Origin of the sequence: Halalkalibacter oceani, assembly GCF_023715605.1 — a bacterium.
In the GTDB taxonomy this organism is placed as follows: Bacteria; Bacillota; Bacilli; order Bacillales; family Bacillaceae_D; genus Halalkalibacter; species Halalkalibacter oceani.
In genome coordinates this window covers 445,324-466,998 of the sequence record NZ_JAMBOL010000001.1, presented here as the reverse complement: position 1 = coordinate 466,998, position 21,675 = coordinate 445,324, and the positions used below count along the sequence as shown (strand labels likewise).

The following is a 21,675-nucleotide window of genomic DNA, read 5'->3' as shown; positions in this document are numbered from 1 at the left end:
CTCATCCCCCTCCGACAAATTGTACAAGCTCAATTTTCATCCCGGCTTCAAGCGTGGTCGTCTCCCAATCAGCCCGGTCAATGATCTGACCGTCCAGCTCTGTCACGACAAGCTGCGGCTCTAATTGAAAATGCTGAACGACATCGGCAAGCGTCGTTGCCGCCAGCTCATGTTGTTCTCCATTAATGATCAGCTTCATCAGACTTCCTCCTTATGCCGTTCAAGAATCGCCGTAAACTGCTCGCAGACAGCTTTTACATCCGCGGCGCCGACAATTTCACTAATCATGCAAATCCGGCTCGCCCCGGCCGCCAGCACCTGCTCGACGTTATGGAGCTTGATCCCGCCGATCGCGACAAACGGAATCGTAATTTCAGCGGCCACCTGCTGAATATAGGCAGTGGTCACCGGATCAACGACATCAACCTTGCTTTTCGTTTCAAAAATCGGCCCGACGCCGATATAATCGGCCCCTTCCGCTTGCGCAGCACGCGCCTCCTCGATCTGATGAGTGGAAATACCGATGATTTTATCCGGTCCGACAATCTTACGCGCCTCAGCGAGTGGAAGATCATCCTGTCCGAGATGAATCCCATCAGCATCTACCGCCAGCGCCACATCGATATGATCATTGACGATAAACGGGACACCATATTTCTTCGTCAGTTCGCGCAGTGCTTTCGCTTTCTGCAAAACGTCGCGCTTGCTGCTCGTTTTATCGCGAAGCTGGACAATATCAACTCCGCCGCGAATCGCTTCCTCCATGACCTCAATAAGATCACGGCCCGGGTGAAACGTTTCTCCTGTAATCGCATATAGCTGAAAGTCTTTCATTCAACCTCACCTTTCTTCCTTGCTTAGTCTGCAGAAAAGCCGTATCCCAACGAACGTGGAATACGGCTGCAATATAGATGATGAATTGCATCGACTTCCCTACGCTGGTATGAGCCAGATCAGGTACAAGGGTAAAAGGAACACCTTTTTCTCAGCCCGCTTTACGCAGACACCCCTAGTCTAAACATGCTGATTCTCTTTTCACTACTTTCATTATGACAGATCCACTTAAAAAATCAATTAAAAAAACCGCTGTGTGGTTTTTTTAGAAGCAGCGTGCGGAGCCGTTACAATCATTTAAGGCTGTCTGAAAACGGGGTTCTTTCAGACAGCCGCGTAACGTGCGAAGCCGCTGCCCCCTTGAACTCCCCCGTGACTTTTGTGCTTAGTAGCTATGCCAAAAGGTAAAAATCGACCTTATGGCATAGCTACTTATTCAAAAAGCTGGACAAGCACTTCCTGCTCTATGTCAAAAACCGATTCATAGCGGCTGCCAAGTAACAAATAGTTGCCATCCGGCGCAATTTGCATTGGCTCGTGGCTTTCTAATTCAGCCAGCTTATTCTCGGCATTCGTCCCAACATCATATGCGATTAATTCAAAGCCGTCAGTATAGCTTAAGAAGTCTCCGCTGTATTTGGGCCGGGCATAATAAAAAATCTCCCCTGCTGCATCATAGCTGTAAAACGGAATCCACCACTGCTCCGAATATGTGTTCAAAATCGGCATTTCAATCTGCTGCGCCAGCTCGCGTTCCCGAAAAAAACTGTACTTCGAATACAGATCATAGACGCTGTCAACCGTAACCATCAGCGACAGCCGTCCGGGAAAGCTCATGAAAGAAATCACGTTCTCCCGCCAAAGCTTCTTTTTGCCGTCCTCAAGATTGGCAATGTATAAAGGCGCCTGATAATTCGGTTCCAATTCATCCCATAACAGATAAGCAACCTCTGTTTCCGAGAGCCATTGAACGTAAGGCTGCTCCAGTTCCACCGGCTTCACCTCATTCGTCCCTACATCGACAAGGTAGCCGGCATACTCCCAATCAGGTAAAAACGCGACAGCAAGCATACGGTTCTGCACGTATGGATTCCAGAAAACCGAATAATCATCGCCAAGCCCCTCGATCGTCATCTGCGGCTCGCCTGCTGCGTCGAGAATCACTACTTCCGCCTCATGCTCCGGTGTGACCAGCTGAACAGCAAAGAGCGTGTAATCAACGTTGGGGGCGATATTGACAACCCAGCCGTCACGTTGAAAAAAATCAGCAGACTCCCCGGTAAGCAGATTATACGTATGTACGCTGGAATGCTCGCCATCTTCCTGCAAGTAAAAAACCGCGTCTTCCCTATACCAGCCTGTCACCTCTGTTATTTCCGTCTCTGAAAGGGGTACAACAGGGGAGCCGGTGAAAAAAGAATTAGGAACGTCGCGTTTTTCGGGCAGCTCTGTCAAGCGCTCCGGTGAAGGATGACTTTCCAGCTGCCCGGACGTACAGGCTGACATCATCAAGAGCATCATAAGACACAAGCATATTCTTTTCAAGCGGCTCTCCCCCTTTCCACTCATCATCATAAAACGCTCTCTCTATAAGACGTTCCAACTGGAAAAATGTTTCACCTTTCTCAAGAAAAATTTTAGTGAAGCGATTCACTAAGGGAGAGGGGGTGAGCCAAAAGGATTCCCTTCTTTTGACCCACCCCTGATAAGCAAAACATTATCCGTAAATAAAACGGGCTCCCGCTATCCCTGGATTCGTCATCTCCTTAGGATCGAGAATTTCATTAAGCTCCTCTTCTGATAAAATTCCTCTTTCCAGGCAAATTTCCCGAACCGGGCGCCCCGTTTGAATTGCTTCTTTGGCAATTCTAGTGGCGACCTCGTAGCCAACATGCGGATTAATCGCCGTAATGATCCCGACGCTGTGCTCGACAACATGGCGGCAATGCTCAATATTAGCCGTAATTCCTTCAATCGCGTATTTCCGGAAAACATCGATCCCGTTTTTGAGAATCGATAAAGACTGAAGCAGATTAAACACGAGGACAGGCTCCATCACATTCAGCTCAAGCTGGCCCGCCTCTGAAGCAATGCTGATCGTATGGTCGTTGCCGATGACCTGGAAGGAAATCTGGTTGACCACTTCGCACATAACCGGGTTGACTTTTCCCGGCATGATTGACGAACCCGGCTGGCGCGCCGGCAAATTAATTTCATTTAAACCGGTTCGCGGTCCCGAACTCATCAGACGCAAGTCATTCGCCATTTTCGAAAGATTGATCGCCATGATCTTCAATGCGCTTGAAACCTCTGTATAGGCATCGGTATTTTGCGTCGCATCGACCAAATCCTCCGCCGTCTTAAACGGATACCCTGTCAGGTCGGCTAAATACGTCGCTACTTTTTCAATGTATTCCGGCTTCGCATTCAGTCCGGTTCCAACCGCCGTCGCTCCCATATTGATTTCATAGAGGTGATCGACAGAGCGGCTGATCCGGCGCAGATCGCGGGTCAGCACGCGGCGATAGGCGCCAAACTCCTGGCCCATCCGAATCGGCACGGCGTCCTGCAAATGCGTCCGCCCCATTTTTAGCACATCATCAAATTCGATTTCCTTATCCTTCATCGCCTGAATTAAACGCTCCAGTTCTTCACGAAGCCCTTTAGCCAGTGAAAGGCAGGCAATATGAATCGCTGTCGGGAAGGCATCATTCGTTGATTGCGCCATATTGACATGCGTATTTGGGCTGACGCGCATATACTCTCCTTTTTCACCGCCGAGAATCTCGATCGCCCGATTGGCAATGACCTCGTTGGCATTCATATTGAAAGACGTTCCGGCGCCTCCTTGAATCGCGTCGACAATGAATTGATCCTGCAGCTTTCCATCAATGATCTCATCCGCCGCGGCCATAATCGCGTCGGCAATATTAGTCGGCAGCACCCCAACATCACGGTTGGCCATCGCCGCCGCCTTCTTGACATAGCCAAATGCCCGAATCAGTTCGGGATGGGGTGGATATCCCGTAATCGGAAAATTCTCTCGCGCCCGCATCGTCTGAATGCCGTAATAGGCATCCTTTGGTACTTCCTTCTCACCAATCAAATCTCGTTCCGTTCGATATGTTGACATCATCTTAGCTCCTTCATCTATATCAATGATTGTCCTTGCATTATCATATGTGAATCCATTATATCTGTTGACGGCTCTCTCGTGCCAGCCAAGCCCCGCCAATCACTCCGGCATCGTTTCCAAGCGTCGCTATTTTAAAACGCACGCCTTCCTTTACCCGCTTTAACGCGTAACATGAAAAATAATGTTCGATCACTGCAAGCAAAGGCTCTCCCGCTCGGGAAACACCACCGCCGATCACGATGATTTCAGGATTGAGCGCGTTGGCCAGGTTGGCAAGCGCCAATCCGAGATGAAAGCCGACCTCTTTCACAACTTTCTCCGCGGCTTCATCTGCTTCGGCATACGCCTTAAATACTTGCTTTGCCGTAAGCTTACCCGTTTCTTGCAAATGACGATGGAGCACGCTATCAGGTGCTGAAGCGACTTGTTCAATAGCCAGTCTGGCAATACCGGTCGCTGAAGCAATCGTCTCGAGGCAGCCTGTTTTCCCGCAGTTGCAAGGCGCTCCCCCTTCAGGTACAGCGGTAATATGACCAATTTCACCGGCCATGCCATTGACACCGTGAAGAATGCGGCCATTCGCGATAATTCCGCCGCCAACACCAGTACCGAGGGTCACACAAAGCAGATTTGCCGCCCCTTCGCCAGCACCGCGCCACATTTCACCGAGCGCCGCCATATTCGCATCATTGTCTACTGTGACAGGTAAGCCTGTCTTTTGTTCGAGCTCATCTTTCAAGGGAAAATTACGCCAGCCGATGTTCACCGCCTGATAAACAAATCCCGTCTCCATTTCAAAAAAACACGGAGCACCGAGGCCAAGGCTTGTGAGCCTGACATCCTGTTGTTTGTGTTTTTGCCATTTTTGCGCGATCTCATTCGCAATGTCCGTCGTAATATACTTGCCTTCCTCCTGTTTGTTTGTAGGTATCTCCCATTTCGTCACAATTTGACCCGTTGCTGTGATAAAAGCCATTTTAATCGTCGTACCACCAACGTCGATACCTACATACCACTCTTCCATTGTCGTCACCTTCTATTCCTTTCGTCCTGACGCTTCCTGCCGCAAGATGAGCAACGCTTGTTGAAATACTGTCTGATCAATCATTTTCCATTCATAAAGCTCCCGAAGCTCGTCTTCCATCAACGAAAGATCCAGGCCGCGATCTTTTGTATAAATGATCGTACCGTGTTTTTTCAGGAGCTGCATGACATCAAACATTGTTCTCACGATCCTCACCTCACCCTCATTATAACAGCTTCATAACGGTTACGAAAAGGAGCCAAACTAAAGGAGTGAAGGCAATATACGAATAGCGCCAGAGAATCTGCCGAATTTGAATTTGTATGAAAACTCCGAGAATAAGAGCAGCTGCAAACAGAGCGCTGACAAACAGTGTGAAAAACGTCCTAAGCTCTATTAATCCCCACTCGACCCCCATCAGAAAAAACAGCAACGCGAGCAGCGAGACGACAATCCGGTCCTCCGGATGAAAAAAGCCGAGCGTCGGATGAAAGCGCCTCATGCTTGCGACGATAAACAGGAGGGCAACGACAGCAACGAGATAATCCAGTAGCCATAAGCTAATCCATCCCGTTAAAAACATCCCCGTAATCATACCGAGATAGCATAAAAAAGTAAAACAGACCGTCAGCAAAACGAGTTGAACCGGCCGCACCTGTTCCTTCGGCGCAACGAGTAATCCGCCAATCGTAACTCCGATTGTGACGATAAAGATCAAAATGGTGAGAATAAACCACATGCTGATCTCCACCTCTCTTTATACTTTAATTTCTTCTGTCTCAGCCTTGTCAACAGATTCTTATGGTATGATATGTACGAATGGACAAATTAAGAAGAGCCGGATCAGCAGCCGATGGCACAAAAGGAGACTGAGCATGGAACAAAAAATGAAAGAAGTCATTGACCGGGCGTTGTACGGGGCGCCGGAAATCAAACCGGAGGAGCGGAATCTTTTTCTCTCCACTTTATTGGAACGGATCCACCTCGCCCTTACAAAAAAGCAGGTGATTAATAAAGGAATGTACAAAGAAGCCGTTGAGCTGATGAAAACGAAGCGCAACCTGCATCTTTATTTAAACGGCAACCTCGGCTATACTCATTTTTCCAACTATATTAAAGAAGCTGGAGCGCATGGCGTCAGCTTTACGTTTGTCACGCCGAAAAAGCTGACCCCATTCGGTCTGATCGTCGCCAATCAGACTGAGGCCATTGAAACGAAGCAGCTTTTCATTAAGGATGAACTGTTTGAGCTTGATATGGAGGAAAGTGGCGCCGATTTCTTATCGTAAGAGCACAGTGCTGTGCATAAAGTGCTTGAGACAAAACCAGCTTTGCCTGGGGGCTTGGCAAAAGGTAGAACAAAACAACCTTTGCTCCCAGCCCCGCTTTGCTTCCGCGCTAGCGATCCGGATCGTTCGGATGAATCGCGACCGGCCGGCGGTTTTTTAGTGGCATTGGCGCGCGGAAAATGACGTCCCGCAACGCGCGTCCGTTAAAGGGCAAAAACGGCCACATATAGGGTGTTCCAAGTACTTGAAGACGAACGAGCATTAACAGCCAGACCGTAATGCCGCCGACGAAGCCGGCGAGACCGAACAATGCGGTCGACAGCAGGAGGGCGACGCGGATCAGACGATTGGCGAGACTTAACTCATAGCTTGGCGTCGCAAATGTCCCGACGACGGCCACCGCCAAGTATAACACCACCTCCGCCGAGAACAGCCCGACATTAATCGCCACCTCACCGATTAACAGCGCGGAGACGAGCCCCAGCGCGGTCGCAAGCGGGTTCGGCGTATGGATCGCCGCCATCCGTAGCATTTCGATCCCCGCTTCAGCCACGAGAAACTGGGCGAACAGCGGAACAGCCCCTTCTTTTTCTGCGCCGATAAAGGACAGTAGCTCTGGAACAAACTGTTCATTCGTCGCGAGCAAGTACCAAAGCGGCAGTAAAAATAATGACGCCCACACCGCGCCGAAGCGCACGATCCGCAGGCTTGCCCCGACGACCGGCTTTTGCCTGTATTCCTCCGCATGCTGAAGATGGTGCCAGAACGTAGTCGGCACAATCATCGCACTCGGCGAACCGTCGACAAGCAGCAAAATATGCCCTTCAAACAGATGAGTCGCGGCCACATCGGGCCGTTCCGTATAACGAATTAACGGATAAGGCTGATAATGATGGCCGAAAATGAACTCTTCAATGCTTTTATCCGCCATTGGCAAGCCGTCCGTATCAATTTGATCAAGGGCTTCCTTCATTGCCTCGACATATTCCTGATCGGCAATATCAGCGAGATAAACAAGCGCCAGATCCGATTTCGAGCGCCGTCCGACTTTGTTATATTCGACGCGCATACTGCGGTCACGGACCCGGCGGCGGATCAGCGCCGCATTCATTACAAGCGTCTCGACGAAGCCATCTTTTGAGCCTCTGATTACCTGTTCCGTATCCGGCTCCTCCGGCCCCCGAACGGGATATTCCCTTGTATCTAAGAGGATGACCTGGTCAATCCCTTCAACGACCAAAGCCGCCGGGCCGGCGAGCACCTCATCAATCACCTCATCCAAATCGTCACTTTTCGCGATCTCGACATAGGGAATTTGATGCTGCATCAACGTATCAAGCGGATTTTCCTTTAATCCGTCCTCAGGCAGCCGGTTCAGCTCACGCTGAATTTGCGTTAATGCCGCGTCCTTGCCGAAGCCATCGACAAGAAAGAGCCCCATCCGCCGGCCGCCATGCTTTAGTTCCAAATGAATTAAGTCAAAGCTCGCCTCAACTCCGAGCTCGTCTTTTAAAAAAGCGATGTTCTTCTCAAAATCGCCCGAGACAGGGTGCTTTCTTGACTTCTCCTGCATGAAATGACCTCCATTTCACAATCCGTTGATTCCTTTCAAGTATTCGCCTGCGGCTCGATTTCCATGCATTCGCCAAGCATAAGATCAAGGCCGGCTGCATATGATCAAGCAACGGTTGTCCACGGAAAGGAGGGAAGGACGGATGAGAACATGGAAGCTAGCGCTCGCCCTGCTTGTCGGCTCATTTTGTGTTGGACTTTTTCTCGTTTTTCAAATTAAGCCTGAGCCATTTCGCGATGCGCTGATCTTTTTTCCACTTGATCCGACAGCATCGTTTTCTGAAGCAAGCTCAAATATTGAATTTCAAAAAATTGAAGACGAGGACGAATACATACTCAACTGGTCAGTCAGCTCCCTTTTAAATCAACAGGCCTATTTGCGCCAGGATGTTTCGCTATTATTTGAAGACGGTTATTTGAAGGATATGCTTTCAGCCTGGCGGGAAAACACTGACACGCTGCAGCTGGAAAAAGAGGTTCGCTCTGATGATAGCGGGCATTATCAGGTGATAACCTTTCATCACGCAGAGCTTCATTATCCCGATGATGTGATTAAAAGTGCGCAAACATTGAGCGTCGATGAGCTTTATGTCATTGATTCTCCCTTGCATCCGCTCCACTCGTTTACGATTCCGGCGACGGAGGAGGACGCTGAAAGCAAACGCATTCTTGACTATATTTTGTCACAGCAGCAGCTGTATGAATGGGAGTCCTTGCTTGAGCATTACCAGCTGGCAAAAGAAAACTACAGCCTGATCGCGCTGACAGACCTCGCCAAATATGAGCATGAACCTTTGCCCCATCTGACAGAAGAAGAGACCAGCCGTTTTCTCGGAGGTCTCTGGGAAGGACTTTATAAGCATTATGTATTGGGCATCGCCCGCCAGGACGGAGCGCCCCTGTCACCGATCGGTAGTACCGTGCCGCTCATTCTGCTTCCGCATACCGGTGATCATTTCTTTATTTTATTCCGCACCGCCGATGGCAAGCCTGTTCAGCTTCTGCAAACGATTACGTTGGAGGATCAGTAATTTGCTCGTACAAATCTTCGTACATCGGTTCATTCGGCTCTAATTGAATGGCGCGCTCTACTGAGGCTCTCGCTTCCTCTGTCTCTCCCAACTCCAGGTAGATGAGCGCCAGATTGTAATGAGCCTGATGAAAATCAGCCCGCTGTTGAATCACCTCAAGCAGAAGCTGTTTCGCCTCTTCGTAATTGCCGAACATCGCTTCTGCATAAGCAAGCAGGAATGGGGCCTCCGGCATGTCAGCTCCATTTTCGACCGCCTGCTGCAAGAAAGGATAGGCTTTCTCAAGCTCCTCCTGCTGCAAATATTCCTGCCCGATTTGTAAGGAAAGCAGGGCGGACGGGGCCTTTTGCTCATTAATCATTCCGTACCAGAGCAGCCCTCCAATACTAATAACGGTTAGGACAAAAGCGCCCAGCTGTCTGGCCGACTTCGCGTGCTTTGGCAAGTGAACGATGGCAGAAGCGAAAAAGCCGCCGATCAGTCCGCCGACATGGGCGCCATTGTCGATCATCGGCACCGTCAGACCAAAAATCAAATTCAGTCCGAGAACAAACAGCACGCTTTTCCCCATAGTCCGGAAAAATAATTTTTTGTGAATCGTGCCAAAATAGAGGAGAGCGCCAAAACAGCCAAAAATCGCCCCTGACGCCCCGGCCGCGACCTGTTCATTAAAGGCAAAGCTGGCGGCTGAGCCAAACACTCCGGCGATAAAGTAGATCACTAGAAAGCGGCCAGTGCCGTACATCCGCTCTACAGCGCCGCCTAAGTAAAACAAAGCAAGTGAATTCATGAAAAGATGCAGAAAGCCGATATGGAGGAACATCGCCGAGACGAGACGCCACCATTCCCCTTGGATAATTAACGGATTATACTTTGCGCCGAATTCAATTAATGTTAAGACGGACGTACTGCCGCCGTTCTGTTCCACCAGCCAGTACATCACAGCGATCAAAGCGAGCAGCACATAGATCATCCGCGGCTTTCCAAATAAAAAAAGCTGCCGCTCCTCGCGCTCGCGGCTCTGCGCCCTTTCGACCACTTCCTGCCGCAGCTGCTTGACGGTCAATTCGATTTCCTCAACCGAATTCATAGCCGTCGCTGCCGGCAGCACCAGTTCACGGACAGCCACCTCGCCGCCGGCAGCCGCTTCTCTAGTGACAAGTGATGTATAAACGGTTGTTTTCTTTTGTTTATTCGCTACAAAAGGCTTTTGCAGCTCCTCCCAGGAATCAACCGGCGGGTAAACACTTATGTAGAGATTTTCGCCGATCAGCTCATTAAGGCGGAGCTGACGCCGCAACAGCTCGAACCGGCTTACAGACGCTACAATATCGCGTTTTAACCAGTTCGCCCAATCGACATCCGCTCTAACAATTCGCAAAATTCGCCTCGGCTTCGACTCCTCGTCCTCCAGCCATGCCTCGTTTTCCTGCTGCTGAAGCAGGCGATAGCCTCGATTAACAATCAAATGGTGGATCACCTTCCAGTAATACGCATCGTGCTGTTCCGCTTCCACGATACCCCTCCCTCCAGCAGGCGCTTTTTCTTATAAGAAGAAGCCTGAACCAGTAAAAACAAGACCCGTTTTTGGCCTGGCCAGACTCCTCTTATCACTGAAGCTGCTGAAAAAGTACGATTTTCCCTTCTTCAAGTTACGAAAAAGGAAGTTTCTCAGTGGCCTCTTATCACTGCGCCTATTGATGTTGCGGCTGACGGCTTGATAAGACAGATCCCAATACTTTATCACGGATTGCCGGAATCTGCATCGCCATGCTGATCGCAACTTTTCTCAGCCAACGCTTTCCTAAAAAAGCGTTAATGACCCGATAACGGTACTTATACAACAAGTAGCAAGAAAAAACGAACGATACCATCGTAACGAAACGCTGTAACATCGTATCCCTCCTTTTTCTTACTATACGTCAGTGAAAAGAATTTATCCGAATGAATCTGATCTTGCCAATACTTGCAAGTATTGATCAATCTCCATGTACTTCCGTTTGCTTCCATAGGCTTCCGTTACCCCGTAAGGCCGCTCGGTCAGCCGGTTAACATGGACATCCAAATCGTGAACGAGCTGATACAAATACGTTAGCGCTGTTTTTTCCTGAAACACATAAGTGATACGGCTGAGCACAACCATTTTTTGCACATCATTCATCAGTTCATACGGCACCTGTTTCCCGTAAAAAAGCTCATTAACAGACTTTTGAAACAAGCGCCATTCTTTCGTTTCCAATAGTTCGATCCATTGATCGCTGTCCGCCTGCTCCACCATTGTCTCCAGGTATGTACGCTGCTCCCGGATGCTCGCTTTCATTTTTTCTCTTAATTCATGTAACGATTCTTCTGCAAATAGTTCTTCAAAATCAGGGAGCTCCCGTTCGGCGGCCTGCTCGGGCGGCTTCTCGTTCACAGCAGCTTCTTCCGGTTCGGTTGCTGCTTCTTTCGCCGCCCTCTCCGCTTCTGCCACTTGTATTCCTTGCTCGGGTGGTTGAATTTCTGCGAATCCAATTAGCGCTACTACTATGACTATGCCTGACAAGCCAATAAATAATCGCTTCTTTCCCCTAAACAAAGAGCGTTGTCCCTCCCTTTACCGATTAATCTCCAATATATTTGCTGTAAAGCGTCCTTGCTCTCGTCAAATCCTCCGTTCCCTGCACGAGCGCTCTTCCGTCAGGGAATAAGACGATCCGCTCTCCTTCTTCAAGCTCAATTCGTAAAAGAAACGGCGTTGCCTTCACTTGGGCGCTTCCGATCAGCCTCTTCTCCCAAAGCGCCAGATCAAACGGCTTTTGTCTGTTGATCTGCACCGTTTCCCGGCCACAGAGCGTCGTCACTTCCGTTTCATCGGCCGTTAAAGCCGGGAAGCGGCGCTGCTGACAGGTCGGACAATCGGCCTTCGCTTTTTCCATTTTCAAATCAAATTGATGGTTGCCCCACAGATCAAAGCTGCGTAACGTCCCACGTAACGCCCCAGTTTGCCCGACTAAATATTTCATTACCTCGACAACCTGATAAGAGGCAACAATATCGACAACCGGACTGATCACACCAACGGTATCACATGTTTCTCCACTGCCGCTCCCCTCGTTGATTAAACAACGGAGACACGGGGTTTTCCCCGGGATAAACAGCGCCGACATCCCCCGCGCACTCACCGCTCCGCCGTAGGCAAACGGAATTCCTTTTTGAAAACACATATCGTTTAATAGAAACCTGGTCCGAAAATTATCGGTTCCATCAAGAACAATATCAACATCTTCCATGAGGGCCGGCAAGGTTGAAGCCGTCACATCGGCAACCGTCGCCTCAATTTGCACAGCGGAATTAATTGCCCTCAGCTTTCGTTCAGCGGCGATCGCCTTCGGAAGACTTTCATTGACATCGCTTTCATCAAAAAGCATCTGTCTTTGCAAATTGCTCATCTCGACATAATCGCGATCCACAATCTTCACTTTGCCGACTCCGGCCCGCACTAAGTGGTTGGCCAGCACGGTTCCAAGCGCTCCGACGCCGACAATGAGCGCGACTTTTTCGGCCAGCGTCCTCTGCCCCTCTTCTCCTATCGGAGCGAAGCGCATCTGTCTTGAATAGCGTTCTATTGAATGTTTCTCCATCTCGATCCACCTTCAAACCTATTTTAAATCCATCCGCGGCTCACTTCCAGCTTAAAGAAGCAGCAAGCCGGAAATAAGACCGAGGATAGCCCCTGTAAAGGTACAGATTATATTAACACTATCATTATCGAGCCATTTCACGCCATATTTATGCTCTGTCGGCCTGTCGCAATGAATCGTCCGTTCGGTTTCCCTGCCGCATTGCGGACAATGGTAAACAACCTGACAGCTCGCCCCCATTAACGTATCAAAAAAGTTGCCGACAAACCCTGAGACAATCAGGGCAAAAAGAAGCAGATGGCTGTTATAATAACTGCCCCACCATAAGAAAATCGCCAGCACGACGATGAGAAAACTCCCGGCAAAGGCCGCCGCCAAGCCGAGCAGCGTCACCGCGCCGGAGGTTCCTGGGTCAACGCGCTTCCACTTGACAACATGAAACGGATGCTGCTTACTGAGCGAGCCGATTTCCGTCGCCCATGTGTCTGCAGTTGCCGCAGCAATGCTGGCTACAAAACCGCAAAGCAGCAATTCACTAGGAACGAAAAGGTAGGTCACGGCCAATAGCGCCGGAACGCCGCCATTGGCGATCACTTGCATCGCGTCGCGACAGTCGCTTTTTTCGACAATCTGATCGTCCTCTCGCCCCTGCTTTTGCTTGAATTTCCCTAATAATGTTGAGCTGAAAAAGAACAACGACAATAGCAGCAGACCTTGCAGCCCAAAGCCGAGCGCAATAAAGCCGCCGACGCCGACAGCCGCCACCCCTCCAGAAACAGTCAGCGCCCTTGCCTTTACCGCAAAGAAGGCGATCAGCACGACCCCGATTAACAGCACGGCGATCATCGAACAAACCCATCCGTTGTCACAATATGGTCAACTAGCTGATCGTGGGCTTCTGTCAGCAGCCGTGGATAGAGCTGACACGAAAAAGCGAGGGCCACCGTTTTCGTCCCAACGCGGGCCAGCAGCCGATCATAAAAGCCGCCGCCAAATCCGAGACGCGCGCCGCTCTGGTCGAAAGCCAGCCCCGGAACGATGATCAAATCAAGCTGTTCCTCCGCAACCGGCGTGCATGCTTCGGGCAACGGCTCCATTAAATCACTATATCTCTTTTCAAGCTGGCTGAAACTGCTCAGTTCGTAAAAACGCATTGATTTCTCATTTACATTCGTCCGCGGCACGGCTACTCTCTTTTTTTCCTTCCATGCCTGATTAATAAGTTGATATGTATCGACCTCTCTATGGCGTGAAATCGTCAAGGCAATCAGTTGTGAAGCCTGCCAATAAGAGGAGTTGACAAGATGTTCTGCAATTTGCCGGGAATCCCGAATATAGTCCTGATCGGACATCGCTTCCAACGCTTCTTTCGTCTTTGCTCGAATAAAATTCTTCTGATTCACAACACTCTCTCCCTTCCCCGAACGCCCCGGATGTGTCATGGCCATCTGTCAAAGAAAAAAGAAGCAGTGGAAAAATCCAGCTGCTTACTTTGTTTCGCGGTGAAGCGTGTGACGCTTCAATCTTGGGCTGTATTTCTTTAATTCAATACGCTCAGGATTTGTGCGCTTGTTTTTTGTTGTAATATAGTTACGGTCGCCTGTCTCAGTGCAAGCAAGAGTGACTTGTACGCGCATTCGTTATCCCTCCAAACTGTGCTTTCTTCATACTTGATTATGATAGCAAATCTTCCCTCAGTGATCAAGTGTTTTTTCTTTACAGTATGAATTGGCAAGAATTTGGCGCTGGTACGATGCCCAGACATCCTCTTCCGACTTCGCTTCCAGGTTCCAAAGCTGACCGCATGCTTCCTCATATCCGGTCATGACAAGCGGCATCAGCATCATACATTCTCCGCTCGTCTTTGAGAGCGGAGAAATCGCCAGCTTCCCGCTTTCCCCTTCCCAAATATCATCCTTGACTCCGACGGAAACCTGCGGCGCCGCCTGTTGAAAAAAGCGGGCTCCAACTAAACTTACCGCTTCCTTGCTATATTGCAAAATCACATGCTGGGACGGAGAAACGAAACTGAGCTCCGGTGGTGCGCCGGCTTGATCCGGCAAGTGAATCAGAAAACGCAGCTCCCTTATTTCATGCGATTGATTTTTCAGTGAAATCGTCGAAAGCGCAGCGGACTCCTCCGAATAGAGCAGAGTAATCTGCAGCTCCCATCTTGGGTGGTACGCCATAATATGAAGAGACTTAAGCGCTTCACACGGCAACATAAATACCTCCCATTCCTCTTCATGAAGCCAGATGCACTCCCCCTCCTTCCAAATAGCAAAGCGATATGGCAAGCCCAGCAATAAGCCTTTTGTCTGCTCACTTTGACGTTTTTGCGATGCTCGTTCAGCAAACATGCGCTGTCCTCCTTTTTTACTGCCAGGCTGTTGATTGGTGATTGAATACACTGGCATTACGCCTCCTTCATGATTGTCTTGTTTTTATGAAGCATTCAGTTACATAACGGATTTTCCGACTGTCGGCGGATAGACCAGCTCCGCCTGCAGCGTCTCTGTTAAATCAGTCAGAGAATAACCGGATGTGCTTAAATAATAGAGCGTCGAAAGGATGGCAAACGGCGCATCGTAGGCCATAACCTGCACCGTGCCTTCCGCTTCCATCATCGCCCTTGTCGACGGCTTCGTCCGCACAATCGTCCCGCCAAAACGGGCGGCAAGCATCTCAAGCTGGGCCCCGCCGAATAAAGGAGCGGCGAGCTTCGGATTTTGTTTTAACGCCAGCTGCACTTGTGCTGCCTGGAGCAGCTGCTCTTCATCTGAAAGAAGGAACCCCTCTTCCGTCATCCAGCTGACAAATTCTCCACTTTCCCCGATTAAGATGCCGAGGTCGGCCTGCTGATTGCGGACAAAGCTCTCCATCTGTTCAATATCCTGTAGATCGCGAACCTCCATCCATTCACACTGCAAATAATCAAAGAGAAAGGAAATCACCGGAAACTGTCCCTGTGTTTCATCATAAAGCGCAATCTTCCATTTCCGCTGACGAATCGCTGCCACATCAATCCGGGCAAGAAGCTCAGAGAGATAAGATGATTCTTGATCGCTCCTTGTCCGGTGCATGCCGCTCTGCCCATCTGGAACAAAGCGCCGGCAGCGCATGGCCAGATACTGCTGCAGCCGCTGCTGCCATTCTTTATTTATCGGCATCCCGCGCTCATCAAACAGCTCGATTATCAGTTTCTTCTTGCCATTACGCTCCGACTGGCGGATGTACAAACCGCCGGCCGGCTCATTCCTTTCGAGGCTGAAGCGGAAAACCGGCAGCAAAGTTGACTCGATTTCCACGACATTCACTCCCGTCGCCCGTAAGCATCGAAGCGCAATCTTCTTCAGCACGATCGAGCGGGGCTGATGGTCACTGGACAGATAAACAACCTGCCCGTGCCGGAGTAAGCTTCCATACGCCGAGGCAAGAGCGGCGGTCTGCTCCTCCGCGTTCGCAAAGGCAGCCGAAAGTCTGGCGCGGTGTCCTTTCAAGGCAGGACCCCACTCAACTGGTTGTCCAATCCTTTGGCCGGCTGCAGCCGCCCGAGGCGAAGAAAGAACCACTTCTTCCACAACAGTTCCGCTCGCAATCACAAGCGGCTCCTGAATCGTCATTCGTTCTTTGACGATAACCCCGTCTGCCAGCACCGCCCCTTTTAGTGTACTCCCCTGCTGAAGCACTGCCCGCGGCCAGGCAACCGTGCCTTCGACTGACGCCCGTCCGGCTACGGTAGAAGCGGCACCAACAACCGCTCCCGGGCCGATCGAAGCACCACGCTGTACCACTGTTCCAGAGCCGATGACGACAGGGGCTTTCAAGCTGACACCGGCTTCGATCATCACATCTTCCCCGACCCAGATGCCAGGCGCAACCTCGGTGCCGCTTATTTCCGCGCTCACATGGCCGTGGAGCAAATCCAGCTGTGCCTGATAATAGCGTGGCAGCGTGCCAATATCGGCCCAATAGCCCTCTGCCGGATAGCCATTCAACTGCTTACCGAGCCGGAGCAGCCGCGGGAAAATGTCGCGGCCAAAATCCGCCTTCTCGCCTTTCTCGATAGAAGCCAAGATCTCCGGTTCCATCAGATAAATCCCGCTGCTCACCGTCTGACCAAAAATTTCTTCTTCTTTCGGTTTTTCTAGAAAACGCGTAATCTGCCCCGCGTCATTCATTTGCACAACAGCGAAGTCAAGCGGAGACTCGACCTCTTTCACAAAGATCGTTGCAAGCCCACCCATCCTTTCATGGGCCGCGATGCCTTCTCGCAAATGAAAATCGCTCAACACATCGCCGCTCATCACGAGAAAAGGTTCATCTAAAAAAGCTTCAGCCTCCTTTACACTTCCAGCCGTGCCAAGCGGATTGCTTTCTTTAAAATAAGTCAAACTGACACCGAGGCCGCTCCCGTCACCGAAATACGCTTCAATTTTTTCCGCCATGTACCCGACCGTCACCGCTATCTCCGTAATGCCATGTTTCTTCAGCAGTTCAATGCCGTATTGCATCACCGGTTTTTCCGCCAGTGGGGCCATCGCTTTTGGCCTCTGCGCCGTTAAAGGCTGAAGCCTCGTCCCTTTTCCGCCTGCGATAATCACTGCTTTCATCGATCAAGCCTCCTTTTCGATCTTCAGTCCGTCATCCTTTTCCGTATAGCATCGTGAATATTCCTCTTCCGTTTGCCTGGCGATCGCCGGCCAGCTGTACGTCGTTTGCACATCCTGTCTTGCCTGCGCAGCCAGCCTCTCTCTTTTTCCGGGATTGCTGTATAGATCAAGAACTTCTGTCAACAGGCCTTCGGCGTCTTCAGGACGAAACGTTAACCCATTTATCTGATCGGCTATGATTGTCGCCAGACCCCCGGTCTCAGCAACAATTGTCGCGACGCCTGCTGCCATTGCCTCAAGTGCGACGATGCCAAATGGCTCATACAAGCTTGGGAATACCGCCGCATCACAGCGCTGCAACCACTCATTCCGTTCCTCATCACAAATGAAACCGAGAAAGCGGATATACTCCTCCAGGTTATTCGCCAATACCTGCTGTTCATACTCATGCAGCAGTGGCCCTTTCCCGGCGATCACAAACCGGATATCGAGCTGGCGTTCTTTCACGAGCGCCGCTGCTTCAAGCAGGGTGTGAAATCCTTTTTCCTTCACCATCCGCCCGATCGAGAAAACCGTAAACGGCTGCCCGCCGGCAAGGACATTTTCGGTTTCCGTCCGAATCAGCGCCTGATCGACCCCATTTGGGATGACGGTCAATTTTTCCGCCGGCAGACTGAAAATCGTTTGAAGCTCCTGCTTCATAAATTCACTGCAAACGATCACGCGGTCGGCGGCCGCGGTCAGCTCTTGTTCCTGCTCGTTAATCCGCTTTTGCAAATCAGTATGAATGCCGTTGTTGCGCCCATGCTCGGTCGCATGAATCGTCGCCAGCAGCGGAAGAGAGAGACGGGCTTTTAACGCAGTTGCGCATAGACCGACAAGCCAATCATGAGCATGAATCAGCGTAAAGGGATGGTTGCGGGCGAGCTTTCGCGCGTACTCGTACATGGCGATATTTAAGCTGCCGACCCAGTCGTAGAAGCTTTCGGCTCTTGGTTGAGCGCCCTTCACCCGGTGGACATGGACACCCTGATTGACCTCATAAGCAGGATAGCCGGGAAGATCAGCGGTAATCACATGAACGTCATTCCCCGCCTGCTGCAGCATTCTCGAAAGGTCAAACACATGCCTGGCAAGTCCGCCGACAATCAGCGGCGGAAATTCCCAGCTGAGCATCATAATCGTCTGCTTCCCCTGTCGTTGCTGGTTTCCGTACTGCTCTTCGATATAAGCATCATGAGGAGAATAGAACAAATCAGCATTTACATCAGCAAGAAATGGAAAGTCCTCCTCAATTTTCGTCAGCCATGTCTCCTCTACGGTCTGCTGCTGAAGTCTCTCCTTAATTTCATCGAAGCGCCGCAAATGGGTCAGGAAGCGCTCTTCGGCGTATTGTGAAGCTGTTTCACCGTCAAGGATAAAGGCCCAATCACTGCTCACCGCCAGCATCCATTCACGTACAAGCTGTTTACGCGCTCTTTCTTCAAGGGCGCCCTGCTTTCGGTAAAGCGCGCTGACTGAGGCAAGATCGCGTTCCATCCGGTGATGAGCGCGATACAGCATTTCATTTTTTTCATTTAACCAGACCGAGCCGTAGCCTTCTCTCCCCCATGTCGAAAACGAAACATGAACGGTTTCCAAATCGCGATAATGGCGATGGACATACGTTTCAGCTGTCAGTAATCTGTAGCCGGCTTGTTCTGCCCGCAGCACCGCTCCAAGCCATTCCGGCCCTTCAAACCACCAATGACCAAATAATTCGGCATCAAACGGCGTTACCATCATATAAGGAGGATCGGACTGGCCGCCATGTTGCGCGACCTCCGCCTGAATCGCTTCGACAAAGTCGGCGGCATGGCGGTGAACCTTTCCTTCGGCCCATTCACGTACATAGGTGGCCTTCTCTTCCTGCTGTCCGGTAATCCGCCTATGCTTAATGCCTGTATCGATGCGAATTCCTTCCGGATGGATGTAGGGCAGAATATAGCTTTCGTCCCGCTCGTAGGCAATATCGCGATAAAACTCACGATAATCAGCATCTCCGGGATAACCGAGCGTTGAGCTCCATACTTTGCCCGACAGTCGCGTATGTCGCGGAAAAAGCACAAGGCCGTGCGGCGAATAGACCGGCGCCCCGCTGCCTTTACCCGGCTGCGGATCAGCATAGAGCAGGGCATGCTCATCAACGAATGTATAGCGCACACCTTCCTCGACAAGGATCCGATCAATCCCCGGTGCAAAGGCGCATTCCGGCAGCCAGAAACCGGTTGGCCGATGGCCGAAGTGGCGCTCAAAGCAGGAGAGCGCCTCAACAATTTGCGAGCGGACGGCGGCTTTTGTTTTGACATATGGCAGGAACGCATGCGTTGCCGCGCTCGTGATGCAACGGATCATGTTCTGATCCTGCAGGGCGCGAAAACCGTTCAGAACGTTTTTATCCCAGCGGAGATAAAAACTCGTAATCTTCTGAAATCGCTTCTGATAGAAAGACGTGAGATCGCGTTCTTCCTTCGTGGCGGACGTCCGCTTCGCTTCCTTAACGAGAAGCTCTTCCGTTCGCGCAAGGTATTGCTCATAGCGGGTTTGCAGCAACGGATCGGCGAGCATTTCCATCACGGGAGGTGAGATGGAAATCGTCAGCGCTTCTTGAACCTGTGCAGCTTCAAGCTCCCAAAGCATGGGAATGTACGATTCTGTCAACGCTTCAAACAGCCAGCGCTCTTCCAGACGATCAGGCTCCCGGTGGCGCACATAAGGCAAGTGAGCGTGTAAAACGAGTGAGAAATACCCTTCTTTCACAAACTCCCTCCTATCGAATAACCTCGTAATAAGAATACGCACAAAACTGTTCAAGCCAGCTCGGCTCTTCGGCGCTGCCGTTCTTCCATTGCTCGACAGCTTCCGAATATTGGCCGGCATCGGGCGGCTGACAGCGCGCTGTACCGATCGCATTGGAACGAAGCAAGGTGAAAAATGTCCCTTCCCTCGTCCAGATGCCGAAATCGACAATATAGGAACGGTTTTCTTTCATCCCGCGAATAAACCAGTTATTCGTCATTTCCGGCAGCGGTATATCCTGTTCGTAATGGGCATTATGTCCATCAAAAAGCACGTCGGTACAATCATATATCCGTAAATACTTCTGCTGCTTCGCCCATGGCTGCCTTATATGCTGTTCGCTCATATTTCTTAGCATTTCACTTATTTCCCAGTAGGCATAGATGACATGCGGCCCTTCAGCAAGGAGTGTGATTTCATCTCTCTCTTCCTCTGTCGGGATAGCGGGTACCGCCGAACCAGTACATTGATCCTGCGCGTTTTGCCAACACGATCGAACCTGGCCGACGGTCGTATTCAGTTCTCTCGCAATTCTTTGAAAAGAGTGACCTCTGCGGCGCAGCATGACGATCTCTGACTTCATCTTCCATTCCCTCCCTGCCGATTCGCTTTGGTTTTATCATACATTCAGCCAACATTTGGAACAAGCAGACGTTTTTGTCTCTTTTTGTCAAAGTTGCGTCACTGCTCTTTTTATTCGCTGAAAAAAATCGTTCGTCTTTTTTCGCTAAGCTTTCTTGTCGTTACGATGCTGTCGAACGTTGAAGATCGGCATCGCACAAGCTTCCTTGCTGAAAAGTCTAGTAAAGAAGTCGGAAGTGGAGGTATAATGAAAAGCATGAGTTTTGTCGAAAGAGAGGGTTGCTTATGGAGGTTGCCATTATCATTTTATTTTCACTGGCGATTGTTTTATTTTTACTGTCGTTTTTTCGAAAAGACAGCAGCAAGAAGCTAGAACAGGAGCTTGAGACGTTATCGCTTACCCACCTGCAGGACATGTATCAGATCAAAAAACGGCTCGCCGTGCTCGAAGACGAATTGCTGATCAGCCAGCAGCGCTCACCATTTCAGAAAAAATCCCGCTCTCATCAGCTGATGCAGGAGGTCATTGCCCTTTATGAGCAAGAAATGTCAAGTGAAGAGATCGCCACAGCGACCGGACTGACCGCTGATGAAGTCGAACGGCTTCTCATCCCTTATTTGCAGGCGGAGAAGGAAGGTGGACAGTGATGGGCCACAAAGGGCTTCAAAGCTTTGCGGGCGGGTTATTTTTGGCTACGGCGATCCTCGGCGGAACCTATTACTATTCACATCATACGGCTGAAGAATCATCGCCTGAGATGATCGAGCTGTCGACAGAAGAAATGATGACGCGACTGACGGCTGCAGGCTATGCGGTGCTGACAGAGGCTGAACTTGAGGCTGTGCGGGACGAAGCAGCCTCCGCCACTGAACAGCCGGAAGATGGGCAAGAAGAACAGCAAATCATCTATCAAATGGTGCTGACGATTTCATCCGGAATGACGAGTCATCAAGTAGCCGAACAGCTCGCAGCCGGTCAAATTATCGAGGAAGTCGAGCCTTTTCTTGAATACCTCCAGAGCAATGGACTGACCCAGTCGATTCGCACCGGGCAATTTCTTCTGAGCAGTGAGATGACGGTGGAAGAAATCATCGCAGTGATTACGTAATTGAAAAAGCCTGGCTGCTTCCAG

At 50.5% G+C, this 21,675-nt stretch carries 23 protein-coding genes and 1 riboswitch; of the genes, 4 read left to right on the top strand and 19 right to left on the bottom strand.

Annotated features, from left to right (window positions below; translation table 11 throughout):
• Position 1: 1 nt before the first annotated feature.
• The 7 genes from thiS to M3202_RS02320 form a co-directional block, all read right to left on the bottom strand.
• Positions 2–199: a sulfur carrier protein ThiS gene (gene thiS, locus M3202_RS02350; RefSeq protein WP_251221751.1), complete on the bottom strand. Its 198-nt coding sequence runs from the start codon at positions 197–199 to the stop codon at positions 2–4.
• Positions 199–834: a thiamine phosphate synthase gene (gene thiE / locus M3202_RS02345; RefSeq protein ID WP_251221750.1), complete on the bottom strand. Its 636-nt coding sequence runs from the start codon at positions 832–834 to the stop codon at positions 199–201. The genes thiS and thiE overlap by 1 nt, the downstream gene beginning before the upstream one ends.
• A gap of 79 nt (positions 835–913) precedes the next feature.
• Positions 914–1,021, bottom strand: a riboswitch (TPP riboswitch).
• 245 nt (positions 1,022–1,266) lie between these two features.
• The gene (locus M3202_RS02340; protein WP_251221749.1) at positions 1,267–2,379 is read right to left on the bottom strand and encodes a YqgU-like beta propeller domain-containing protein; all 1,113 of its coding nucleotides are present in this window, start codon (positions 2,377–2,379) and stop codon (positions 1,267–1,269) included.
• A gap of 172 nt (positions 2,380–2,551) precedes the next feature.
• Entirely contained in the window at positions 2,552–3,967 is a 1,416-nt protein-coding gene (gene aspA / locus M3202_RS02335) for an aspartate ammonia-lyase (protein WP_251221748.1), read from the bottom strand.
• A 58-nt stretch (positions 3,968–4,025) separates the two neighbouring features.
• Positions 4,026–4,994, bottom strand: a complete 969-nt coding sequence (locus M3202_RS02330) for an ROK family glucokinase (protein WP_251221747.1) — start codon at positions 4,992–4,994, stop codon at positions 4,026–4,028.
• A 12-nt stretch (positions 4,995–5,006) separates the two neighbouring features.
• Positions 5,007–5,192: a YqgQ family protein gene (locus tag M3202_RS02325; protein WP_285890116.1), complete on the bottom strand. Its 186-nt coding sequence runs from the start codon at positions 5,190–5,192 to the stop codon at positions 5,007–5,009.
• A 28-nt stretch (positions 5,193–5,220) separates the two neighbouring features.
• Positions 5,221–5,733, bottom strand: a complete 513-nt coding sequence (locus tag M3202_RS02320) for a hypothetical protein (protein ID WP_251221745.1) — start codon at positions 5,731–5,733, stop codon at positions 5,221–5,223.
• Between the two features lie 136 nt (positions 5,734–5,869).
• Here M3202_RS02320 and M3202_RS02315 point away from each other — a divergent pair, with 136 nt between their 5' ends.
• Positions 5,870–6,283, top strand: a complete 414-nt coding sequence (locus M3202_RS02315) for a YueI family protein (RefSeq protein WP_251221744.1) — start codon at positions 5,870–5,872, stop codon at positions 6,281–6,283.
• 109 nt (positions 6,284–6,392) lie between these two features.
• On the opposite strand, the gene M3202_RS02310 is transcribed toward M3202_RS02315, so the two are convergent.
• Positions 6,393–7,856 (bottom strand): spore germination protein, encoded by a 1,464-nt coding sequence (locus tag M3202_RS02310; protein ID WP_251221743.1) that lies wholly within the window; start codon positions 7,854–7,856, stop codon positions 6,393–6,395.
• Positions 7,857–7,998: 142 nt separating this feature from the next.
• Between M3202_RS02310 and M3202_RS02305 the strand changes: the two genes are divergently transcribed.
• Entirely contained in the window at positions 7,999–8,886 is an 888-nt protein-coding gene (locus M3202_RS02305; protein WP_251221742.1) for a hypothetical protein, read from the top strand.
• Here the strand turns inward: M3202_RS02305 and M3202_RS02300 are convergent.
• The 11 genes from M3202_RS02300 to M3202_RS02250 all read right to left on the bottom strand — a co-directional run bounded on the left by M3202_RS02300 (position 8,867) and on the right by M3202_RS02250 (position 20,543).
• A complete protein-coding gene (locus M3202_RS02300) occupies positions 8,867–10,402 on the bottom strand; it encodes a rhomboid family intramembrane serine protease (RefSeq protein WP_251221741.1) in 1,536 nt (511 codons plus the stop codon). The genes M3202_RS02305 and M3202_RS02300 overlap by 20 nt on opposite strands.
• 178 nt (positions 10,403–10,580) lie before the next feature.
• The gene (locus M3202_RS02295) at positions 10,581–10,781 is read right to left on the bottom strand and encodes a sodium:proton antiporter (protein WP_251221740.1); all 201 of its coding nucleotides are present in this window, start codon (positions 10,779–10,781) and stop codon (positions 10,581–10,583) included.
• A 41-nt stretch (positions 10,782–10,822) separates the two neighbouring features.
• Positions 10,823–11,464 (bottom strand): hypothetical protein, encoded by a 642-nt coding sequence (locus M3202_RS02290; RefSeq protein WP_251221739.1) that lies wholly within the window; start codon positions 11,462–11,464, stop codon positions 10,823–10,825.
• A gap of 25 nt (positions 11,465–11,489) precedes the next feature.
• Positions 11,490–12,509 carry a ThiF family adenylyltransferase gene (locus M3202_RS02285; protein WP_251221738.1) on the bottom strand — a complete coding sequence of 340 codons (1,020 nt, stop codon included), beginning with the start codon at positions 12,507–12,509 and terminating at the stop codon, positions 11,490–11,492.
• A gap of 51 nt (positions 12,510–12,560) precedes the next feature.
• Complete coding sequence (locus tag M3202_RS02280; RefSeq protein ID WP_251221737.1) at positions 12,561–13,355, bottom strand: DUF92 domain-containing protein; 795 nt, start codon at positions 13,353–13,355, stop codon at positions 12,561–12,563.
• Entirely contained in the window at positions 13,352–13,912 is a 561-nt protein-coding gene (locus M3202_RS02275; protein ID WP_251221736.1) for a 5-formyltetrahydrofolate cyclo-ligase, read from the bottom strand. The genes M3202_RS02280 and M3202_RS02275 overlap by 4 nt, the downstream gene beginning before the upstream one ends.
• 84 nt (positions 13,913–13,996) lie before the next feature.
• A complete protein-coding gene (gene rpmG, locus M3202_RS02270) occupies positions 13,997–14,146 on the bottom strand; it encodes a 50S ribosomal protein L33 (RefSeq protein WP_003323811.1) in 150 nt (49 codons plus the stop codon).
• 57 nt (positions 14,147–14,203) lie between these two features.
• Complete coding sequence (locus tag M3202_RS02265) at positions 14,204–14,926, bottom strand: hypothetical protein (protein WP_251221735.1); 723 nt, start codon at positions 14,924–14,926, stop codon at positions 14,204–14,206.
• 42 nt (positions 14,927–14,968) lie between these two features.
• Positions 14,969–17,122, bottom strand: coding sequence for a sugar phosphate nucleotidyltransferase (locus M3202_RS02260; RefSeq protein ID WP_251221734.1), 2,154 nt, complete (start codon positions 17,120–17,122; stop codon positions 14,969–14,971).
• A gap of 3 nt (positions 17,123–17,125) precedes the next feature.
• Positions 17,126–19,921, bottom strand: a complete 2,796-nt coding sequence (locus tag M3202_RS02255) for a 1,4-alpha-glucan branching protein domain-containing protein (RefSeq protein WP_251221733.1) — start codon at positions 19,919–19,921, stop codon at positions 17,126–17,128.
• Between the two features lie 10 nt (positions 19,922–19,931).
• Entirely contained in the window at positions 19,932–20,543 is a 612-nt protein-coding gene (locus M3202_RS02250) for a DUF4912 domain-containing protein (RefSeq protein WP_251221732.1), read from the bottom strand.
• 284 nt (positions 20,544–20,827) lie between these two features.
• Here M3202_RS02250 and M3202_RS02245 point away from each other — a divergent pair, with 284 nt between their 5' ends.
• Together M3202_RS02245 and M3202_RS02240 are read left to right on the top strand one after the other, a co-directional pair.
• Entirely contained in the window at positions 20,828–21,190 is a 363-nt protein-coding gene (locus M3202_RS02245) for a hypothetical protein (RefSeq protein WP_251221731.1), read from the top strand.
• On the top strand, positions 21,190–21,651 hold the full coding sequence (locus M3202_RS02240; RefSeq protein WP_251221730.1) for a hypothetical protein: 462 nt from the start codon (positions 21,190–21,192) through the stop codon (positions 21,649–21,651). Before M3202_RS02245 ends, M3202_RS02240 begins: the two co-directional genes overlap by 1 nt.
• Positions 21,652–21,675 lie beyond the last annotated feature (24 nt).